Genomic DNA, 23911 nt, shown 5'->3' on the forward strand with positions numbered 1-23911 from the left:
ATGAGCCAGCCGCTCCGGATAGACCCGGCCGGGGTCGACAGGCTGATCCCGCGACTGAACACGCTGGCCCGCACCGCCCGTGAGCAGTTCACCACCCTGAAGACCGGTCTGGCCGGGCAGGGCAGGCCATGGGGCTCCGACGAGGCCGGGAAAACCTTCGCCGAAGGCTACGAGCCGCGTGCCGAGAAGAGCCTCGAGGCGCTGGAGAACCTTGCCGCTCGACTCGCCGAAGCGAGCCGTCAGATCAGGGACGCCACCACTCGGCTGTATGACACCGATCTTTCGAACGCGCTGGAGATTCGGGGGGCCGATCCGGGACTTCTCGACTGGAGCGGGTTTCCGCAGGGGCCCGGTGCGGGTGGGCCTCAGGTGCCCGGCTCGGGGCAGGACATTCCCGGGGTTCCTGGGCCTGCCGGGATGCCGGGCGTTTCGCCCGACGGCACGGCCGATGCCGGGACCGGTGGCGGTACCGATGTGAACGGGACGGCCGATGCGACTGCACCGGGCGACGTCTCCGCTGACCAGCCGGTCGATTACCCATCCGATGGGCACGAATACTCCCTCCATGCCGTCGATCCGTCGTCGAATCCGCTGGGATTTCCGGGATCTGGCGGTTCCTCCTATCCGGGACGCCCTGGCGTGCCGGCCGATGGGCCGGGGTCCTCGGCTCGGCCCGAGGGCGCCCAGGGGTCGACACCCTCGCAGCCCGTCGGTCCCGGGCAGAGCGAGATGCCTGTGGCACCCGCGTCGGCCCCGAGCCGCAGCACTCCCACCGGTCCGGCCGCGTCCGCTGCCGGGGCGAGCGGCGCCACCACACCAACCGATTCCGGAGCACGGCCTGCCGGCGGGCGTCCGGCCGAAACACCGTGGACCCGTCCGCAGCCCGCAACACCGTGGGGTCCCGGCGCACCCCGCTCGCGTCCGCCGGGCGCCGGGCCGGTCATGCCCGGCCAGGCCATCCCGCCGCGCCACCCGGGCCGCGAGAACGTTCCCGCCGCGCCCGGACGGGGCAAGCCTGGCAAGAAGCGCTCGCCGAAACAGCGTCCGGAACAGCCGGTTTCCGGCCCGGCCACGACTACCGACGCCGCCGCGCTGGCTGCCGCCCAGGCCCTCGCCGCCCGCCACGACCTGCGGCTCACCGGATTCGACACCTCCGGGATCGCCGAGCACACCGTGCTCGAACTCGCGGCCGCCGTCGATGACATCCTCGCCAAGTACCCGTTCCTGAGTCTCGGCGGCATCGAGGTCACCCCGCTCGCCGGTGGCGCGATCGCCGCCGTGCGCTGGGATAGGGCCGACGACGGTCCGTGGATCTCGATCGACCGCGAGCTCGCCGTGAATCCGGACAAGTTCGACGACGCCGTCAAGACCGCATTGCGAGCGGGCCGTATCCCGCGAGGTTCCGAGCAGCGGCCGATCTACGCGACCATGGTGCACGCCATCGGCCGAGTACTCGTCGCCACGGCCGGGCCGCGCGCACAGCAGTTGGCGCAGCGGTCGCTGATCACCGAATACCGGCGGATCAGCGGCCCGTGGGACGGCGTGACGCCGGCCGGCGTGGTCGCCGGTTATCGCAGCTGGCGAGCCCAGCTGAGCCCCAGCAGCGTGCTGCGCAACCGGTTCCATCCGCAGACCGCCCTGGAGACCGCCTTCACCGAGGTCGAGTTGCGTGGCGCCGACGCCTGCGGACCCGCGAAAGCGCTGCACCGCCTGGTCGTCGAGGTCGCCCGAGGTCGTCCGGGCTGATGGTGGATATTCCGTCATTGTTTCCCGACTGGCTGATCGAGCTGGTACTCGGTCACCTGCCCGAGGGAAACCCCGCCGACATGCGCGCGGCCGCCGATCTGTGGTGGGCATCGTCGGAATCGGCGACCGCCCTGGCCATCGACTTCGACGAGATCGGGCGGCTCGGCTCCGAGATCGGCATCTGGGGCGATTACGGCGACGACGTGCGCAAATGGTATCGCCAATGCGCCGACGACACCCGCGAGCTGTGCCAGGACCATGCCGATCGCGCCAAGCAGTTGGAGGAGGGCGCGACTCAGATCGAGTTCCAGCAGTACGTGATCATCGCCATCGCCGCCATCCTGCTGGCGCAGATCATCTTCGACCTCACCCGGCCGCATCCGGCCACCGTGTTGGTGATGATGCAGCGGCGGCTCGCGGCCCGCGAAGCCATGGTGCTGTCGCTGCGCAACCTGGTGTCGATGCTGCGGCTGTTGAACGCGCGCTTCGCCGTGGCCTATCCGCGCCTGTCGATGATCACCAAGGGTGCCGCGATCGGCGCGCTGGCCGGTGGCGGGTCCCATGCGGGCGCGATGGGCGTACAGATCGCCCAGGGCAACCGGGAATCGATGCTGTGGAAGGAGGTCGGGATCGCCGCCGCGGCGGGCGGCGCGGGTGGTGTGGTCGGTGCGGGACTCGGCAGCGTCATCGCCCCGGCGGTGTCGCGCATCGGCGCGAATTCGGCGTCGAAGGCGGCGCGGGTCGGTGGTCAGGTGCTCGGCATCGTCTCGGCGGGCGCGATCGGCGGCCTGGCCGGTGGCGCGGCCGGAGCGTGGGTGGCCTCGGAACTGTCGGGGCGCGAACTCACCAACAAGGATCTGGCCTCCATGATGTGGACCGGTATGGGTTCCGGCATCGCGGGCTCCGTCGGCGCCGCCATCCGCGCCGCCCGGACACCCCCGCAAGGGTCCTCCGTCGGCACCGCCCCGCCACCTGACCGGCCGGCACCTAGCACACCCCGCTTCACCGAACCGCCACCGCGGCTGCGGTCTTCGGTCACCGGCTCCGATGGGCAGGCCCCACGACCACGCGACCTCTCCCCCGCAGGTCAGATCCGAGAACTCGGGGGTGATCTCGCGGGACGGATGCGATCGGAGGACGTGCCCGCGGGTCAGCACCGCGACCTCGTATCCGAGTTCATCAACAGCCAGGACGCCGCGCCTCGCTCCTTCCGCGAAGTGGGGATCGGCGAGTTCCAGCAGCGAGCGGATGCGTATTTCCGGCAGCAGCTCGCGGAGATGGGGATCGGAGAGGCGCCCGGGCCGCGAACCGGCGACGCGGCGCCCGGGCCGCACGCCGCACCGGATTCGCCCGGCGCAGGCGGGCAGGGACGGTCCGGGCCGGACTCGCCCGGAGGACAGGTCCGCTCGCCTGACTCCGGAGGCACGGGCGGGCAGGGCTCCGGGCGTCCGGCTCCGGTGCCGCACGGTGGTTCCGGGCCGGGATCTGGGCCGTCGGCCGGTGTACGTGAAGCGGTGCCGCCGGTGCGCACGACGTCGACGGTGTCCGGGGACGCGGGTGGGCCGAACACCGGTGCGCGGAACGGTCCGACGGCGCACGCGGGGGGCACCGGTGCCGAGTCATCGCAACCGGTTCGCGGTGCGGGTGGGGCGGAAGCGACCGGGCGCGCTTCCGGACCGGCCGACGTCACCGCGCCGTCCGCTTCCCGCCTCGCCGGCGACCCCGGCCAAGTCCGTGCGGTACCGGACGCGGGAGCCGGAGAGGCCGGGCGGACCACTGCCGATGGCCCGGCGGCGCCGGAGCCGAGTCCGGTGCCGGGTGTTGCCGCACCCGAGCCGAGCCCCGCACCCAGCGTCACCGCACCCGAGACCAGCCCGGCACCCGACGGCGCCACACCCGAGTCGAATCCGGCACCGGATGTCTCGGCAGCACACGGCGATTCGGGTACTCGGGACGCTGCCCACGGCACCGACAGCGCACCCACGCCACCGTCGAACCCGGGTGACTCGACCTTCGTACCGGCTCACGAGATGAGCGCGGGCCTGCGCAACTGCGCACCGGAAGTCGCCTCCTATATGAAGCAGGCGACGGGATACGACGGCATCGACACCCTGCTGATCGACAATCAGCAGGCAGCCATGCAAGGCGTCACCCTCGAGGCTTACGCCCAAGCTCACAACGGCCATTGGCGGAGCTTCGAATCACCGCAGGCCCTGGTCGATTTCGTCGCCGACAATAATGTAAAAGTCGCCGGCGCCGTGCAATTCAAGGACGGAGCGGGCGCGCACGCTGCTGCTTTCAGCCGAAACAGCCTCGGCCGCATGGAAATTCACGAACAGGTCGGCAATATCCGCCGCCGGACCTCCGGCGACCTGGTGGTCGAGTGGACCGTGGACGCGCAAGGTAAACAGCTCGGCCCCGACCGCGTCCGTATCCAGGACGACGCGGTCGGGAACTGGCTGCGCGAAGTCGGCCCGCAGGTCGAGGAAACCGTCGGCGTCGTTTTCGAACAGACCGGCCCCGACGGCACCTGGCGTCCGGCGCTCGAACTGGCACCCGGCGAAACACCCCAGGCCCACCCCTCGATGGATCTGCTCGGCTATCGCTCCCCCGGCGGCGCCGACCTGCTCGAACGCGGGGCACCGACGCCGGACGTCATCCCCGAACCCGCACCGGTGAACCGCAAACAATTCGAGGCCGCGTTCCTGCGCGACCTGGAACGGCTCGGGGTAACTGTGGAGGAGTCCGGGCCCTCGACGACGCTGGACGCCGACGCCGGTGTTGGTGACACCGCCACTCCGGTGGCTCGCGATGCCGGTGACGGCCCGGCCGGCGACGTCGCATCGTCGACCCGCGAGATCAACGCACCCTTGGCGCGTGACGACGGGACGAAGTCCGGCGATGACCTCTCCCGGCCGCCGGCACAGGCGGCCGATGTGGGGACGGCCGATGCTGCGCCGGAGCCGGCCGCGCCTACCGAGCACGCCGCCGACTCTCGAAACCTCGTGCCGGACAACAGCTCCGGTCTCACTCCGGAATCCGTGGTCGCTGCCCAACCGTCAGCGGTAACCGGAACCGCAGTCACTCCGTCAACACCCCCCACGGCGCCGACCGGTCCGGCGGCTCCCGCGTCGGCCGTGCCCCCTGCTGCGGCTACGTCGGTCGCACCGGCATCGGCTTCACACCCGTCGTCCGCAGCCGCGGCGGCGTCGCCCCTGCCTACTCCAGCGTCTCCGGCGCCGACGGCAATCCCGTCCGCACACCTCCTCCCCGGCTCGGCCGGCTCCCCCGACGACCTCCCGGCCGAGCCCGACGAATTCACCCCTACGCTTCCGAGCACCGTCGAATTCCCCACCGGCACAGACCTCACCACGCCGCGCCTGCCCGGCTATCCCCTCGGCGATCCGCCCGACGAGTTCACGCTGCCCCCGCCGGCCATCTACACCAATCCGGCGATCCCCCTTCCCCCAGAGGAGGACACGGCCAACAGGACGCCCATCGTCCCTAGGGTCCCGTCGAGCGGCTTCCTCGATTCCTGGTCCAACCGGCCCCGTTTCGCCCCCGACGACGACCACGACGAACACGATCCGACCAGTCCACTCATGCCCGAGGCGCCGGTCGGCCCGGAGATCACGCCGCTGCCGCGTTCGTCGGCCGGGCAGTCGACCTCACTCGATGCCAGTCCGGCGTCCGTTCCGCTGTCCGCGGACCTGGGCCGGAAGTACCCCACCGACGCGGACGAGTCGGCCCCCGGCGCACCGACGCGTCCCGGTGGCCGCCCGGGTCTCAACCCGGACAGTCTCGAATACCTGGACGACGGCGGCGTCCCGACCACGCAGGGCGGGCTCCCCGGTGCGGCCCTCGCCCCGCCTCCACCGCCGCGCATCGAAACCCGTAGGCCCGTCCTCTCGACCCCGGGCACGCGGCACAATATCCGCGGCACCAACCCGTTTCCGTTCACGACACCGTGGGAAGAACCGTGGTGGGACGAGGTCGACCGCGTCGAGCACGTGAAAGATCTGGCGGCGGCCATCGCCGCGCACGATGCGGAATTGGATGCGATCGCGGACAACCCCGATGAACCGACCGTCGACAACACCCTGGACCGCTTCGCCGAGTCCGGTCAGGAGTATCGGCGGCTCGCTGAGCAGCAAATCCTGAAGCGCCCCAGAGGAACCCGGAATCCCGCCGCCGAAGAGTTGGACGACTTCATCACCGGGATGAAATCACGGCACGACCACGAAGTCCTGACGAACAAGAAATTGTTCGAACGTGTCGAAAAGCTCTACTTCCAGCGCGACGACCTGGACATTCCGTCCCACACAAAGGATTATCTCCAGCGTCTCTACCAGGATTTCCGCCACGCCGGCGCCCGCCTGCCGTTCGATCAACGCTCCGAGCTGGCCGCTGTCGACGCGAAGCTCGCCGTCCTCGTCGACGAATACCAGAACAATATCGTGCAGGCCATCGCCGATGCGGCTCGCACTGGATTGGCGGGCCTGGATCCGCGGCAAGCGACTCGCGCCACCGACCTGGCGTCCGAGCTCATCGACTACATCATGCAGCTGCCGACCCGGCCGAGCGCCGGTCAGCAACCCGCCTGGTCCTTCGCCCTGGACGACGCGTCGAGACAACTGCTGGACCAGGTCGTAACGCGTCTCGCTGCAGGCGGCGAGTACAGCAATACGGCCATCGTCCCCGAACTGCTCGAGCTGCTGAAGACCCGAGCCGCCCTCGCAGGCGAAACCCACGACCCTCACCACACACCCGCCTACGCCCCCCTCACTCCCGAACACCGCTTCGCCCTCCTGACCCTCCTACTCCTGCCCACCGACCACAAATCGCGCCAGGCGCCCGCCCTGCCGCCCGGCGAAACACCCACCGAATCCACCCCACCATCGCGCAGCCGACCCGTCTACCCCGCAACCGCACACGGCCTGGACACCACTCGCACACCCGACAGCGACCTGGGCGCCCGCCCCCACACCCCCTTCACGAAGGGCGTTCCCGTGGATGGCCCCATGGCCTTCCACACCCCACCCGGTGGGGAGCCCGGTGCCGGTAAGGACCGGGCGGACAGCTCTCAATCCTCCGACGCAACACCGGTCGGCTCGCACGGCTTCACCTCGGCAAGTCATTCGCCTGCCCCGCCCGATGATCCGTGGGCCGCAGTCGACGTCACGTCCCAGTCGCCGGTTGCCGAACTCGGCGAGCCGTCTCAGCAGACCCCGCAGGACGCGAACACCCAGTCGCCGACAGATCCCGGCGAAGCCGCGACCGGGCTGCCTGCGGGCACCGACCCCATGCCCGCCGCCGTGGATCGCAACAGCGCCGATATGGCCTATCTCTTCGAAATCTGGTCCGAGAGCGCCGAAACCCGTCCGGTTCGATGGCGTGGTTCCGAGCAACCCCTCGTCTTCCGCGGTGATCACCGCCCGCCGGATGTGGCTGAGGGACAACCACATCCCGAATCCGGCCTGCTGTTCCGAGACGGTTTCCAGCCGAACGCCGACAGCGGCGGACTCGTCTACGCCAGCGAAGACCTCGAGGTTGCCAAAGGTTTCGGCGGTGGCCGCGTGTACGTCATCGACGCCCCCGGCGGCTACCGGCTGGCCGGCACCGAACGCCAGGAGGTCATCTTCCCCGGCGGCATCCGGCCGGAGTTCATCAAGGGCTACTACCTGTTCGACCCGGAATCACCGGATGAGGCCGACTTCATCGAGAACCCTGGTTTCGGGCGAGCACCCGGCGGGCCCGGCACCGCCCCGTCCGCTCCCGACGCCGGCCCGGCTCCTGCCGGTCCCGGCAGTGATCCTTCCGGGTCCCCGGTGGCGCTCGAGGTCACCGTGACGCCCGGCGACTCTCCTTCCACCGATGTCGCCCGAGCCCGTGAATCGGTACGTGGCTTGCTCGCGGACTCGCCCCTGGCAGACCAGACGCCCGCGGCCGAGCGGATGGTGGAGGCGCTGCTGACCCTCGCCGAGGGTCCGGCCGTGGTGCGCGCGAGCTGGGGCGGGCAGGGCGATGCGCAGTGGGTGATCGTCGAAATGACCGATCACAGCCGGTCGGCTCCGACCCGAGACGCCGACGGCCCGGTACTCGAACTCCTGGATGAGCAGGCACGGACCTGGGGCATGACCCTCTACCGGTCCGGCGAGCGCACTGTGCGGTTCACGCTTGCCACACCGGCCGTAGCGGATGGTCCCCTCCATGATCTGGGCGAGTTGGTCCTCGATCTCGCTTTTACGCCCGAGGAGGTGGCGCCCGGGACCAGTAAGGTCCGCCGAAGCTTCATTCGCCTGCTCGAAGACAAGCAGTGGCCCGATCAGGAAATCGACAAGGTCGAGTTGACGGTGTCGGAATTCTTCGGCAACGTCGCCCGCTACGCCTCCGGCGGTGGCGCCGAGGTTCGTGCGTGGTTGCGGGGCGCGGGCAACAACGAGTTGACCGTCCACATCTCGGATACCTCCAGGCGGGTGCCCGACTGGGCCATCCCCGAAGTCGACGAGCCAGACCAGGTCGTCGATGAGCCCCCGCTCGACCAGGTCGACGAAGCCGAGGTCGATCGACTGCTCGCCGGAATCGACCTGGACGCGTTGATCGCCCGCGACGAGAACCCCTACGACCTGACCACCGCCCAGGTCGCCGGTACCCATGGCCTCGGCGGCGGCATCTCGATGCAGGGCGCCATCTCGATCGGCTACGAACTCGCCCCCTTCGGCGAGCCGGGCAAGTCGATCGTCCTGACATTCCGGATGATCCCACCGGATCAGACACACACCCCGGCCGACGACCGATCCCCCACCACCCCCGCCGCCACCCAACCGGCCGCCCCGACCTCGCCGGCGGACGCCCTCGACATTCCTCAGCGCCGCACCGACTCCGGTCCGAAACATCCCGGTGTCATGGATCCGCCCTCCTCATCCCCCGGCCAGGTCACCGCCTACAACCCGCACAGCGCCGGCAGCGATCACGCCCACAATCCGGAGCCGGCACCGTCCGAGCCGAATCCCGACGATCCCGCGGTCGCCGCGATGCGGCAACTCCTCGGCCCCCTCGCCACGCGATTCGCGTTCGCCCCCGGCGCACGCAGCTTCGACTTCCTCGACTACGGCATGCTGCGCGCCGAGGTCGAAGCGTTCGCCGAGCAGTTCGCCGCACTGCGCCCCACCTTCGACAGCATCGGCGGCGGCGACTGGCACCAACAGGTCCTGGATTTCCTATGGGCGAAGGCCGACGAAGCGCCGATCACCCGCTACGTCAACAGATATGGCGCGAGCGGCCCCGCCGACCTCACCCGGCTTCTCGAAGGAATCTCCGGCGAGGTCGACAGCACGGGCACGCTCGTCCTGCGGGTGCTGAGCTCCGACCGCACACCGAGCGGCGCCGAGATGTTCGACGACCTGTGGCGCGCCATCGGCCAGGATGTGCGCAGCATCCGCGCCGTGTGGAAGAACGACGGTGGCCAGGATTCCAACCTCGTCTCATTCAACGCGGGCATCGCCGCCGGCCTCACCCCAGAGGATGCCGCACGAACCGCCACGTGGACCGGGAAGATGGCGACGCGCCGCGGATTCACCGAGGTCGAGGTGCTGTCGCTGGCGGGCCCACACGCGAACCACACCCACGCGGTCATCTCGTTCACGCAACCGCAGACCTCCACGCCCGGTGTCGTCGACCCGTCGTCCGTGCCGCAGGCGCCTTCGGACGTCCTCGACATTCCTCAGCGCCGCACCGACTCCGGTCCGAAACATCCCGGTGTCATGGAACCGCCCTCCTCATCCCCCGACCAGGTCACCGCCTACAACCCGCACAGCGACGGCAGCGATCACGCCCACAGCAAGCCCGTCCATCCGCTGGTTGCGGAACTGCGGGAAGTCGTGGACGAGCAGCGAATCCGCGATGCACGCGACGGAATCTCGCTCGAGTTCGCGCGGAACGCCGCGGTCCCGAACGGCGCCGACGCGAACCATCAGCGGCTCATCGAAATTCGCGGGCTGCTCGACGAGCTCCTCGTCCACATCGAGCACCCGGCCGGCGTCGACCCGGACCGGTTCCGGCTCTTGACGCATCTGTATCACGCGGTCGAGGCACGCAATGCCGCGTCGGGTCCGGACCGGCAGGTTGTCGACGACCGGATCGCCCAGCTGTACGAGAACCTGCACCCCGCGAATCGGCAACCGGGCGGCGCCGCCGCAACGGTGCCGGCCGGGCGAGCCCTTGTCGACGGGGGCCACCGGCATTTCCGCACGCCGGTCGATTCTGCGGAACCGTCCGCTGTAGATCACGCTGGCGAGCCGCCGACCGTACTGTCCCGAGCACTGCCACATGCTCTCCATGCGACCCATGAAGAGCTGCTGGATTGGGCTGGATATCTTTCCAGCGCGGACCGGCAACAGCTCATCGGCGACCTGACATCCGAGATCGCCGCGCAGGTCGAGGCCTTCCAGCGCGGCGAGCAGCCGCCGGTCCTTCCAACGGTCGGCACAGCGCGATTGTTGAATGCACTGCTGTGGGAACAGACTCACCATTTCAAGGCGACGACATTTTCCGGGGAAATCACCGATTATCCGACGCTCTTCCGAGTCGCCCAGGATCTCGCCAACCGCATTCCGGAAGCCGAATCCTTGCATGCTGCGGCTAATACACTGTTCAACCTCGCAGGTGCGTTCCCCATCGGCACATCGCTTGCACCCGGACTGTTTCCGACACCGTTCAGCGAGTTGAACTTCCTCGATTCCATCCCGATGCACCTCGCGCGCACGGTGCAGCGCATGGTGAAGGCCGCGCACAACACCTCCCGGCTCAGCAAGTCTGCGCACCCACCGAATACGGCCCCGACTCCGGCACACAGTATGTCGCTCGTCGATGCCCTCGACCAGATTCACCACCTGGACAGGCATTTCGAGATGCGTGCCGCCGGTGGCCACGACTGGTCGATCTACCTCGACCGGTATCTCGTCACCAAGTCGGCGCTCGGTTTCGACGCGGAGGTCGGCCGAGCCATCAGGGCATTCGGCTCCGTACCTGTGCGTGGCGGGGATGAGGTTGTGAGTTCCGCACTTCCGGACGTCCTCACTATCGCGAACTATTACCTGACCCGGACTCTGCAACACGACGTCGCGTTCGACCTTTCGCAACGTGTGGACGAAGCGTTCACTGCCGCCGCGGCCCGAGCCCCGCACTCGACCTCGTTGAACGATGCCGCGCAGATGGTCCACATGCTGCACCGATCGATCGCCGGGCGAAGCAACGAGGCGGAGAAATTCACCTATCCGCTGGCCATGCGGAATTTCGTCTTCACCCATCTCGTGCAGAACGAACGGTTCCCCGAACTGCTCGAGCAGATTGCCGCCGACCGGCAACGCACGCAGTCGATCGGCGGCACCGAGCCGGACCGTGCTCCGGCCGGCGCGGGCTCCCCCGAAACTCCGCCCGCCCCTGCCAACCACTCCGAAAAGGCGGAGGGCCCGATGGCCGCCGTCAGCGATATCGGTGCGGGACCCGAGGTGGAGGGCGGTCGCTCCACCAACGAAGACGCATTCGAGTTCCGCACCGTGCACCTGGACGGCCACGAACCGGTGCACCTCGCCGCTGTCGCCGACGGGGTCGGCGGTTCCGCATTGGGCGGGGAGGCGGCGCTGGCGGCGGTGCGGGCCGCCATCGCGAGCATGTCGAAGGCCTCCGCCGAGCTGACTTCGACCGGAGAATTCGATCCGGTTCGCGTGGTGCGCCGGGGAATGTCGGCGGCTCGCAGCGCGGTGGCCGATCTGGCCGAAACTCCAGGCCAGGCCAACTCGCCGGACTCCACCATCGTGCTGACCGTGCTACAAGGCGGTGAGCTCGCCTTCGACTGGGCCGGGGACACCCGTCTGTACTGGCTGCCGATGGACGGCGGAACGCCGGCGAAGCTCACCACCGACGACACGATCGTACCGAAACTGATCGCCGACGGCCTGCCCGAGGGCGAAGCGATCGAGCATTCGTTCGCCGGACAAACCTCGCGGTCGCTGGGCCGCAAACTGCCCGAGGACGCGACCTCCCACGCAACGAAGATCACCCTGCACGGCCGGGGCTACCTGTTCCTCGCCACCGACGGCGCCTGGCACGGCGCCTACCAGCCCGTAGCGCTGGCCGCCATCACCAAGCAGGCGCACGACCGGTCCCCTGGCAACCACCTCGGCGTCGCCACGGCGGTCAACGAACACGCCCACACCACCGGCACCACCGACAACATCACCGACCTGGTCATCTGGGTGGACGCCGCCGAGCCCACACCGCCCGCCGATCCTCGGCAGGTTCTCATGCGCACCGACGCGGCCACGCCATCCCTTGGCCCGGCGCGGGCAGTCGGACCTGACGAACAGGCACCCGGCCCCTCCGTACCGGCCGATCCACCGGCGCCACCCCCACCTCCGCATGAGCAACTGACCCCCTACGAGATCGCCGACGCGTTCGAGCGGAAACATCGCGGCACCTCGATGAACCTGGTCGGCGCACTGAGTTCGGAACAGGCGCGCGCCTTCGCCAACACTTTCCATCTGCTGCTCACCCAGTTCCCGATCCCACTCGACGTGATCGGTGTGTCGATCGTCGACGGGAAGGTCTGGAGCGCTATCGCGAAACCGGCCGTTTCGGGTGATGAGGTCTCGGCCGGGACCGTGCGATTCAGCATCGGGAGCGAGCGTCTGAAAGAACTATCCACGTCGGACATCGTTTCCCACTCCATCTGGATTTTCGCCCACGCACTGATTCACCAGGGCAGGTGGCGGGCGGAAAGCTATGCGCTCGATGAACTACGGATCGAATACGTCAAGGGTGGCGGCACAGTCGACGACGGCGAATTCGCTGTCTGGTTGCGCGAGCAGTTCGATGAGGAAACGTTCCGGGACGACGGCGGGTTCCTCCAGCGACTGGCACTGACCCGCTCCTTCCAGAAGGTCTTCACCAAAGACTCCGATGCTACCGATGGACATCGGATTCTCTACCGCACGTTGGTCGACCTGGCCACGGGTGACTACCAACGCGGCCCATCCGCTTTCATCCGGGCAGTGGCAGCACCGATGATCCGGCCGCTCCGCAACGATGCGCTGGCCGCGATCGAAGCACTGCACGCGGTCGACAGAACGTCCGGGCTGGATCACGATGACATCGACCCGCAGGTGTTGCAGACGATGGTGCGCCAACTCGCTCCGTACTTCGTCATATTCGACAGGCTTCACCTGGCCGGACTCGCCGTGGTCCCCATGGCAGACGAATCGATCATGGCAAGCGTGTCCCGCCGGGGCGAGGAGATAACTCTCGCAATTTCCGAACGCTTCGCGATCAATGCCGAGCTCCATCGGCAAACGAACGCAGACGGCGTAGCAAGTGGCCGTTTCTCGAGTCCTGGGATCGATGCCACCGCCGAAACGATCAACCATGAAATGGCCCATGTGCTCCAGTTCTTCGCGGCGAATGTGCTCGAGTCGCGGGAGATTCTCGATCCGTTCGCCAATGATTGGGAAGCAGTCGTACCCGAACTCGTCAAACATTACGTCGGCACGAACCTGCCAGAGGATCTCGGCGAATTCCTCACCTTCCTGCAGCGAGAACTCAGCGGCTACAGCATCGATGAGGACGGTAGACCGATACCCTCCGAGGCCTTCGCCGAGGCGCACTCCTCGTCGCGCTGGGGCATGGCGAACGAGACAGAACGCATTCTGGCCACGTATCTGGCGCGGCGCGCCATCGAGGCAAACAACCGGCTCAGAGCCACGGTCGCTCAGCGGACAGAGCAGCCCGCCCCGGCCGATCCGAACACCGCCGGGCACGACCGCCGCACCGGCACAGCCCCGCACAAAGAATCACCACATCCGGGAGTCATGCGGCCGCCAGGCGGCTTCGACCCCGGTATGGTCACCGCCTTCAACCCCGACAGCAATGGTCGCGACCATGCGCGCCAACCCGAACCTCGCCCCGCCGAACCGGCCGCTGAACCGGAGCCGAGCACGGTCTCGGATACCGCATCAGAAGCCCGCCCGGACAACCGATCCAAGCCGCAGGCGCAGCTCAATGAGCCGATCACTTCCCTGACGAAGCTGATTCGCGCCGACCGAAATGTCGCTATTCGCCTCGGCTCGGAGTTTCTCAATACGACCGGTGCCGCGGTGGCGGGAACGACGCTGGGCCTGTGGTTGATGGAGGAGGCGGGACCCGGCGTTGCCGGTGCCGTCAGTGCGATCACCGGTGTCCCGAGGTTCTTGCTGTCACCGATCGCGGGGCATCTGGCCGATATCGACCCGAAGAAGGTCATGTGGGGCAGTGCCCTCGCCGGAGGCGGCACAGCAGCTGCGGCGACGATTGTCCTTGCCAGTGGCACGCCATATGCCGTACCCATCCTCATCGGAACGACATTCATCGAAGTGGCCGCCTCCAACCTCTACGCGAGCAGCTCGGCAAAGGTTCTCAAGATCATGGCCGGTGACGCGCAAACCGGACTCACTCGCTTCTATAGCGTCAGCGGGCAGGCGCCTGCGATTTTCTCTCGATTGGTCGCGCCCGCGGCCGTGGCGACCGGCCCATGGTTGGGGCCACTGTTCGGTTTGGGGACGAACATTGTCAATCTGGCGACAATGTCGGGAATTCCGGACATCCCCAGCCGAAAGGACGAGGAGCACGCCGGAGAAGGCCAGGGCATCGCCGGCCAGAAGGCTTCCTTCATGACTGACCTGCGTGAGTCCATGGTCGACGCCTTTCACACGATTTACGACCACTCGCTGATGCGAAGTATCAATAACGCACACGGGCTCTATTGGCTGTTGCTCGGCACACAGGGCCTCCAATTCACCTCGATGCTGACCAACTCCGGCATGTCACCAGAGCAGCAGGGACTAGTCGGCACGCTTGTCCCTGTCGGATCAGTTGTCGGATCGTTCGTACCGGCGCGGTGGCTCGATAAGGTCCGAATCAAGTCGCTGATCGCCGCCAGAACAACTGCCATGGCAGGATCAGCCATTGCGGTCGCGAGTACCTCCGACCCTTGGATCGTCTCAACGGCTTTCAGCGTCGGCTGGGCAACCGCCGGAGCCGCCGGGTTGCGCGTCAACACATACACACGACAGAAAACACCGGACCGAGTTTTCGGAACGGCACAAGCCGTCCGCACCATGACGATGAGTGCATCGGTGGGCCTCGGCAGCCTGGCCGCGGGCGGAGCCCTCGAGCTGTTGGGACAAGGACCGGCGGCGACGGTTATCGCCGCGGGAACGGGGGCGGTCGCGACCTGGTCGATCCTGAAACGACGGTTCGGCACCGACAAGGCCCGGAAACTGCTCGACTGCATGAACCAAACCGTCGAATTCGCGCACGCAGTCGGCCTCGCCACCGGTACCGAACTCAAACGAGGACACAATAAGCCCCGACACCTCGCCGACGCCTTCGGCACCCAACTTGTCGAGAAACCGCTCGGCCCCGACCCCAAAAACCCCCTCGCTCCCCACCTCGACCGCATCGCCGACCCCACCAACAACATCGACTCCGGAGTACTCCTGCTCGGCTACGGCCCCAGCAAGAACATGCACGCCCTGTTCGTCACCCACGTCGGCAACGGCACCCTCGTCATCGCCGACACCAACATCACAGACCCGGAAAAGACGGACCCCGACGACCCCGACCGCATCCCCCGCGTCCGTATCCGCACCGCGGGCGAAACCCGCTCCGACGACGACACCCACCAGGAATACGATCTTCCCTTCCCCGACGCCATCGAAGAGCTCTTCGTCGGCGAACTCATCACCGACGACAACCTCGACCTCACCAACGCCCACCCCGACCAACCCGGCCGGCCCGCACCACGCAAGAACGCCGAAGTCACCGGCCGGCCCGAACACACCGACGGCGGACGGGGACGGTCTACGGCCGGCAAGGAAGTCGTGCGGGAAGCGCTACCTCCGGCGATACGGCTCGGCACTACTCACTGGCCCTCCTTCGATCCGATCAAGGCGGCATTGACCACCGCGTACACGCGGACTCACAACGTAGGCGCGGCCCACCCAACAGCTCAGGCACTGGCGCGGATGAGTTCGACCGACTTCCGTGCTGCTTACGAGCAGTTGGATAAGAAAGCCCGTGGACATCTTGACGAAGCCGTCAGCAACGTCCGTAAGAAGCTGTCGCTCACCATATTCCACGAGAAGGCCATCGACGCCCTCGTGGACGAACTTCAGCCGCAGCCGCTCGACCGCAGCGGCACCCTGACCGACTTACAGTTCACCGAACTCCGGCTGGCGGCAGAGGACGTGCCCAGTCGGCAGATCGCCGACGAACTCGGGATCAGCGAAAGGACGGTGCGCGCTCACTTGGCGCGCATCCAGTATGTACTCGCTGCCGAGGACACAGCGTCGGCCGTGGTGGCCGCGGTCCGCCGGGGAATCCTGTCCCTCGACGATCTCCACCGCAGCCCTGCCTCGGCCGAGCAGACGCTCACCGCGCGTGAGCACGATGTGCTCGTGGCGATCGCCCAGGGCAAGACCAGCGCGGAAGCAGCCACCGCCCTCGGTATGGCCGAAGACACCGTCAATGCCCATCTCGAACGCATCGGCGAAAAACTGGGATCGGCAACCCGGCCGGGATCGGTTGCCGTCGCGATCCGCACGGGTCGACTAGCCCCCGCCGATCTTGCGATGGTGGACTCGTCCGAACCGACGGCTCCGCTGACCGCGCGGGAAGTCGATGTTCTCATCTGGACAGCCGAAGGCATGTCCAACAAGGAAATCGCGGCGGAACTTGGTCTCTCGACACGGTCGGTCGACTCGTACGCGTCGCGCACCAACCGCAAGCTGAACGTCGGAACCCGTGCCGGAGCGGTGGCGGTCGGTCTTGCGACCGGGTTGATCCCGGAGCGGCTGCCCCAGCCCCTGCATGGGCCCGCTCGCGCCGTGGAGCGGCCCGCACTGACCGATCGCGAACGTGAGGTGACCGAGCTCATCGCAGCGGGCCGATCGAACCGCGATATCAGCAGTGATCTCGGCGTCACACCGAACACCGTCAAGACCTACGTCGCCGGCATCAATCAGAAACTAGGTACCCACCACCGATCTGGGCTGGTCGTGGCCGCTATGCAGGCCGGATATATTCCGGCGACTCTCGACCCCGATCCCATGGCTGAGACGGTGGTTGAAGGTAGCGCCGCTGATCGAACCGCCGACGCCGCCCACCGCGACGTCGATGGCCGGCGGTCGGACAACCGCCGGCTCGACGACCAGCCACCACCGTCGGGCGCCCCGTCACGGGTCGAGAAGTTCCGGGCTGCGCTGCTCAGCACTCTGAACGCGGCGAGCACACCCGATCCGGAACACGCGCTGGCCGTCGCGACCGCTGACCAGGTGGTGGCTGCGCTCGGTGCGCTAACTCCACGGGAACGCCGAGCGCTGGGCATTCTGCGCTCAGGACAGTTCATCCCGCCCGCCGGGCGCGACACGATTCGCGACGAAGGAATTCGGGCCGCCGATCGGCTCGCCGGTGTGCTGGCCGAGCGGCAGAACGAGCCGCGGCGCGCGGCCGTGATGGCGGCGAGCGTGCGGCAACTGCACGATGCCCTCGCCCGGCTCGGCACCCAGCAGCAACAGGTCGTCGTCGGTCTTCTCGAACGCGGGATTGCGCCCGCGGTGATGGCGCAGCGGCTCGGGCTGAGCAAAACGACAATCGAGTTCATGGTCCACGGCGCGGTGCGCCGCATGGCCGGCTACCTCGCGGAGACGGTGATCGCTCCCGGCCAGCCGGCCCCCGGGCAAGCACCACACGAGCCCGCGCCCAGCACGGCCCCGCCGGACCGGAAGCGGGAAACCGCATTCCAGCGTGGGCAGCGGCTGGCCAGGGAAGAACATCAGGCCGCAGACCCACAGGTCGAGCCCGACCCCGACCAGCTGGGTAGAGTCCTGCACCGATTGAACGAGCTGTTCCCGGCTGGGCGGCCCGCTGCGCCGGCAAATGTGGGCGACAAGACAAGCACACCCCGCGATCCGAAGCGCGCTCGTCACCCATGGAACACACCGAACCACCCGGGCGTCATGAAACCGCCTGGCGGCTTCGACCCCGGTCAGGTCACCGCCTTCAATCCCGCGAGCGACGGAACCGACCACGCGCACGCACAACCCCGCCCCGCGGCTCAGAACATGCCGGCAACCGATGCCCGGCCGTCCACGAACGCGGTACCCACAACCGATGCCCCCGACGGCCAGCTCTGGGGCGGCCCGCTGCTCGACTATCATCCGCCGCAGGCGGATCCACAGCCCGGTCCGAAGAACTCGGTCACCGTTCGCGGTACGGGGCACCACTACGATCTGATCCATTTCCGGCGCCTCGCCGAAGCGGAGCTCGTTCGCCTGCGAAACAAGCGCGACCTCGCCGTCACGTTGCTGCGATTGGATCCCACAGCCAACGACGGCACACTGCTGCACGAAGTTTCCTCGACACATCCGTTCGACGTCACGTTCGCGTTCCGCAACAGTTCCGCCGGAAAGGAACTGGTCCGCGATATCGAGCGGCACCGGATCGCCGAGGATCTGGTGCGCCGGCTCGACGGGGCCGCCACCGATCTGCTGCACGCCGAGGTATTCGCCGGCTATTACGGCGGCGACACCGAGGCACAAGCAGCCAGGGTCGGTGACATCGTGGCGAAGATCAGCGAGGGGACGCTCGGCGATTTCGCTGCGGTCCTCCCCTATAACGGCAGAGCATCCGTGGCCCGCATCGTCAACGATCTATACCGGGCGGATGTGATACCGGTGCCGGTGGCCGACGGTTCGACGGCCTTCACCTGGCTCGATGTGGAAAAACTGTCCGGTGGGAAGTTCAGCGAACCGGTTCCGGTGCACCGCATCGAGGCGATACTCGCCCAACTCGGCGACGACACCACGGTCATCGTCGACAGCGACGACCCGTGGCCGTACATCCTGCAACGCTATGACGGTCGCGTGGTCCGGATCGGCCCGGACGGCAATGTCGAGCGGTTCCAGGCCGACGACGACGACCCGCCGGCGCGAGCACTGTTCCTCGACGACAGTGGCGCCCCGGTGTCGAGCGACCTGCTGGATTGGCTCAACACCGCCTACGACCTGGAGCATCCGTTCCAGCTCGCCGCCGACCCGGGCACAGCGCAAGCGTGGAGCCCGCTGGCCGCTTTCCGCGTGGTGTACAGCCGAATTCGCAGCGATTACGACCAGCACGCGGCTCGCATCCGAGAGCACCACCCCGGCTTGGACGAGCGGCTGATTCCCGGATACGTCGCCATCCGCACCTACACCACGAACCACTATTTCGATGAGCTGAATGCGGCACTGCGCTCGGGCGATCCCGCACGCGCAGCCGAATTCCACCATCTGACCGGAGCAATCGCCGCCGCGCTCGAGACGTTGCCCCCGTACCTCGGTGTGGTGGAACGCGAGATCACCGTATCGATGGGTGAGCGCATGCGGCTGCTGGCGAAATACCGGAAAGACGCCATCGTCGAGGAGCCGGCGTTCGTCAGCACCAGCATTACCAACAGCTACTACCCCGGCAATGTGCGGTTCACGATCCACTCCTCCACCGGGAGGGATATCTCGACCATCTCCGAAAGCTACAAGCCGGGCCATCCCGACCTCAACGAGAACGAGGTTCTTTTCGCCCCGGGCAAACACTTCCAGGTGCTGGACCGTTCGTGGCGAAACGGGAAATTACACATCGAACTGCTGGAAGTAGCTCCGCCGCACGAACTTCCGCACGATCGTCCGCAATTGACTCGCCAGGGTTCGGGTAGCGATCTCATACCCGCCGGTGTGCGCGACAGCGTTCTCCCCGAGGCTCCGCCCGCCGCGACCACCACGACCTTCGACCGCCAGCAACCCTGGCTGGGCTTCCATCACCCGCAAGACAACCCGCACAAGGGATGGACCGCCCCGGCAACCGCCGACTCCGGCCCACCACTGGCCCCGGGCGAACCGGCGCACCCGGCCGCGGCGGAGAACGCGGCGCCAGAGATACCCGCCCAGCAGTCCGTTGCCGAGCCTCCAGCCGAGCAGCGGACACTGGGCAAGGCCACGATCAGCGTCATCGACATCGGGCGCGATGCCGACGCCGGCGACGCAGGCGAGCAAGCATTCGCGCTGGTCGAAGCCATGTTCAGAGACTCGAATCTCTGGTTCGACGACCGCAGTGAGACCCTACTGCTGCTGGCCGGCGAGCTGGCGAGCAATATCGCCGCCCACCCGCACGCCGAGGGCGTCGTGGTGGCGACCTTGTTGTGGACGGCCGACGAGGTCGAGGCGGTCCGGCTCGAGGCCCGGGTGCGCGGTGCCGGCGGCACCCAGTTGCCCCTCGCCTCGACATATGCCGACGACTACGGCGTCGCGTACGAACCGGACGGATACACCGCATGGGTCGTGTACGGCAACGGCTCCGACCGCTCCGGCGAGCTCATCGCCGCCCTGTCCGATCGGTCCGATCGGTCCGCCCCACCGGAGCAGCCGAGCATGGAGCCGGCCATCGTCCCGCTCGCCGAGGCGCATCCCGAGATCACGAATACCGTGCACACCGCCGCAGCTCGGCTGTCGGCGGCCCTGGGCACACTGCCCGACGGCTTCACCCTGTCGATGATCGACTCCAGCCCCACTCACCTCATAGTCCGAGCGGCGGTGCCAGGGGAAGAGCCGGCGTCGGTTCCGCAGGATGGCCACGAGTGGGCAGCGGACGAAGCGCCGTCGCAGCCGCCGGTCACATCGGTGCGACTGTCCGCCGACGATCCGCAGTTCCCCACGGCTGTGCGGGAAACGATCGACGGCGCCGCACTGGACTGGCCGGAACCGATCAGGTCGGCGCTGGCTCATGCGACCACCGAGGTCGCGGCACACGCAGGATCGGACATCCTCGTCCGGGTCCGGGCCGAAGCGCGCGACAGCACGACCCTGCGAGTAACCGTCGCTCACAGCACCCGAAGGGGCATGCCGCCCGAACTCCTCCAGCTCCTGGATCGCGAAACCACCGGGTGGACGGCCGAGGTGACACCGGATGCCCGTCTGGTCGCCCTCCACTTCCGGCGCATCGACGATGCCCTGGTCATCGCACCCCGCGACACGGCGGCGGAAACAACAATCACCGACCCGATCCAGTCCGGGGCCATGGACATCGTGCTGCGCGGGCGGCCGGCCACCGAGGCCCGCAGTCTGGTCCGCGACGTGCTGACCGGCAGCGCCGGACATCGCGACGTCGCCGAGGCGATGAATCACGCCGAGCAGTTGGTCCGAGAGGTGACCAACGATTGGCGCGAAGGCACCCGCTTCACCGCGAGCCTCGCCCGTTCCGGATTGCTGACCATGGAAATCGTCCGCGACACTCCCGGCGGCGGCACAGTGCGGCCCCGCCAGGTGATCTTCCGGCCGTCGGACACCGCGGAACCCGATATGAGCATCGCTGGCCGGGAGATCGACGAATCGATGCTGGCCACCGTCGTCGGACAGGCGCACGCTGCCATGGCACGGCACGGCTGGACCGACGCCGATCAGCTCGCGGCCGTACCGACGATGCTGTCACGGCGCCTTTCGGCCTTCGCGGACAGAGCCGGCGGCGGACCGTGGCGACTGACGGTGACGGTGTCGGGGCAGGCGGGCAGCAAGGTCCTGGCCGTGACAGCGAAGCACCCGCGCGAACGCGAGGCGATCCCGGTGCTGGAACTGTTCCAGCGCACGGCGAACTGGGCACCGGATTCGCCTGCGGCGCTGGTTTTCTACCGCAACGGCTGGCTCGCCGACGCTCACTGGTCCGTCGGCAGTGAGCCGATGGCGAACGCCAGCGACCTGTTCGACGGCAGCGATATGCTCGCGCGAGCCGAGCACCGGTTCGCCGCGGACGACGATCCAGTGGAAGTGCTCGCGCGCCCTGCCGCGCTCGTCGACCAGGTCCTCGACGTCATCCCGAGCGAACTCATTCGTGCCGATGCGCGCATGGCGGCGACGTCGCTGGCCCTCGGCCTGACCGAACGCCTGGTCGCCGACCCCGGTGGTGAGGCCCTGCTCACCGGCCTGGTGACGATGGGCCTGCACGGCCTGGAATTCCGGGTGGCCGTGGCCGACCGCCGCCCCGACGGCAGCGGTGACCAGGTGTACGACCGGCTGGCGGCACGTTCGGGAAGCGAATCCTGGGGTGGCGGGACGATCACCTGGGCGAGCTTGGATCTGCGTCCGGAGGTTGCCGGCGATGTCCTCCCGAACGCGGACCCCGGCACCGATCCCGCGTCCACACCGCCCGGAACAGGCACGGCAGACGTCGTCGACGCCATCGCCCGAGTCCTCGGCGAAGACTCGCCGAATCGGCAGACCGATACGCAGACACCGACATCCGCTGCTCGACCCGTCGCCGACGTGCTCGCCGACATCGATGAGATCGCCCCTGACCCCGGGGACCACTCCCCAGCGACGCCATCCCCCTCACGCAGCGTCGCCGACGTCCTCGCAGGCATCGACGAGGTCGCTCCGGCGCCCGAGCCGGGAACCCCGCCCGCTGCCGGCGCGGGCAACCCGCCGCAGGCACGCCAGGCAGCCGCATCGCCTGACCACCGCCGCACAACCGGTTCGCCGACTCCGTGGAGCCGATCGACCGAGGCGATGCCGTCGCCCGGCGAGCCGGATCAGCCTGCGTCGACGTCGCGGGCGGACGCGAAGCCGGCGTGGGGCAAGACCATCGCGAGCGCAGCGGAGTTCGATCGAGCGCGCGCGGAACTTGCCGGCCTCTTGCAGATCGACACCGCCCTACTGCCCGACCACCGGGCGGTTCTGCGTGCCCTGAAACCGATCCGGAATGCGTTGAGCGGATTGGATGAGCAGGGCTGGCACGTGGTCGGGCACGCGCACCAGCCGGATCAGATCGCTACCTGGATCGGCCAGAAGATCACCGCCGAGGCCGCGACGCGTGCCGCGACGGGCCCGCGGGAGCGCGGCCGTTGGATGGAAGCACTGGACACACTGGAAAACTCGCTTCCGGAACTGCTCGGCCTACCGGACGGCGGCGCGTGGAACGGGAGCATCCTGGGTGGTTCCCCGTTGACGGAGTTGCGCCGGCTGCACGACCATGCGCCCGGCGAGTCCGGGCTGGGCCCACTCATCAGCGCCCTCGCGAGATTTCTCGAAATAGACAGCCGCGCCGCGCTCCACGCCGAGCTCTATCCGACTGCCACAGACGTGATCGACGCGTTCGAAACGCGGCACCCGTACACCGACATCCATGGGGTGAACAGGCTCAGAGACAGCACCGCCCACGTACTTGTCCAGACTCTGCATCAAGTGCTGGTGCAGTATCCGATTCGACTGCCGGTGGTCCGGGTGAACGTCGAGCCGCACCAGACCGATCTGTTCGCCTACGTAGTGCCGGAAGTCGACGACGATAACGAGGTTTCGGCACGGTCGCTGGTGCTGGAAATCGGGCGCGACGACGTCGACACGGTATCGGACGAAGACCTCCGCGGCACCGTCCTGCGTGCGTTCGCCGGCGCGATGATCTACGCCGGCCGATGGCGGGCCGAAGCGTACGCGATCAGTAGATTGCGCTGGCACAAGGAAGAAGAACTCGGCATTTCGGAAGCCGACCTCACCTTCTTGGAGTGGTCCTTCAGCCAATTCGACGGAGCCCATTTCCTCGACGACGGCTCGCTGGATATGCGAACCGCGCTCCGCGAATCATTCGAGAAGGTCGAAAGCAACGCTCCTGGTGTCACGTCCGGTGAGCGGGTGCTCCACCGGCTGCTGGTGGATTTCGCCAGAGAATGGGACGGGCGCAACGAGTCAGCCCTGCGGCGGCCGCTGACCGCGTTCGAGGAGCGCCTGCGCGAGGTCAAGGCGCCGCTGATCCGGGAGCTGGAAGCCGAGTTCGGGCTCGAGCTGGTCGGATTCGATACCAGCGATGTCCGGCCGCAGACGGTTCGCGACTTCGCCGACGAGTACCGCCGTCACTACGACGAGTTCGGCGGTACCGACGTCACCAAGATCGTCATCGCGCCGTTCGCCAACGACGAGACATTCGCCATGATCGACTTCACCGATGACGGCATGGTCCTGCTCTGGAATGAGAGATATGCGATCAACCGCGCTCTCTTCCGATACGTCACCGAGGAGAATGTCGACTCCGGGTATCACGCCGGACCGCGTGACGAGCCCAT

Annotated in this window: 2 protein-coding genes (1 of these 2 only partly in view); both read left to right on the forward strand. The window is 67.8% G+C overall.

Annotated features, from left to right (window positions below; translation table 11 throughout):
* Positions 1-1746, forward strand: a complete 1746-nt coding sequence (locus NOCYR_RS29450; protein ID WP_148280741.1) for a WXG100 family type VII secretion target — start codon at positions 1-3, stop codon at positions 1744-1746.
* Positions 1746-23911, forward strand: partial view of a LuxR C-terminal-related transcriptional regulator gene (locus NOCYR_RS23510; RefSeq protein WP_014352916.1) — the 5' portion only. It continues 6970 nt past the right edge of the window; only the first 22166 of its 29136 coding nucleotides appear in the window; it begins with the start codon at positions 1746-1748; its stop codon lies beyond the right edge, outside the window. Before NOCYR_RS29450 ends, NOCYR_RS23510 begins: the two co-directional genes overlap by 1 nt.

Origin of the sequence: Nocardia cyriacigeorgica GUH-2 (assembly GCF_000284035.1) — a bacterium.
GTDB classification, from domain to species: domain Bacteria; phylum Actinomycetota; class Actinomycetes; order Mycobacteriales; family Mycobacteriaceae; genus Nocardia; species Nocardia cyriacigeorgica_B.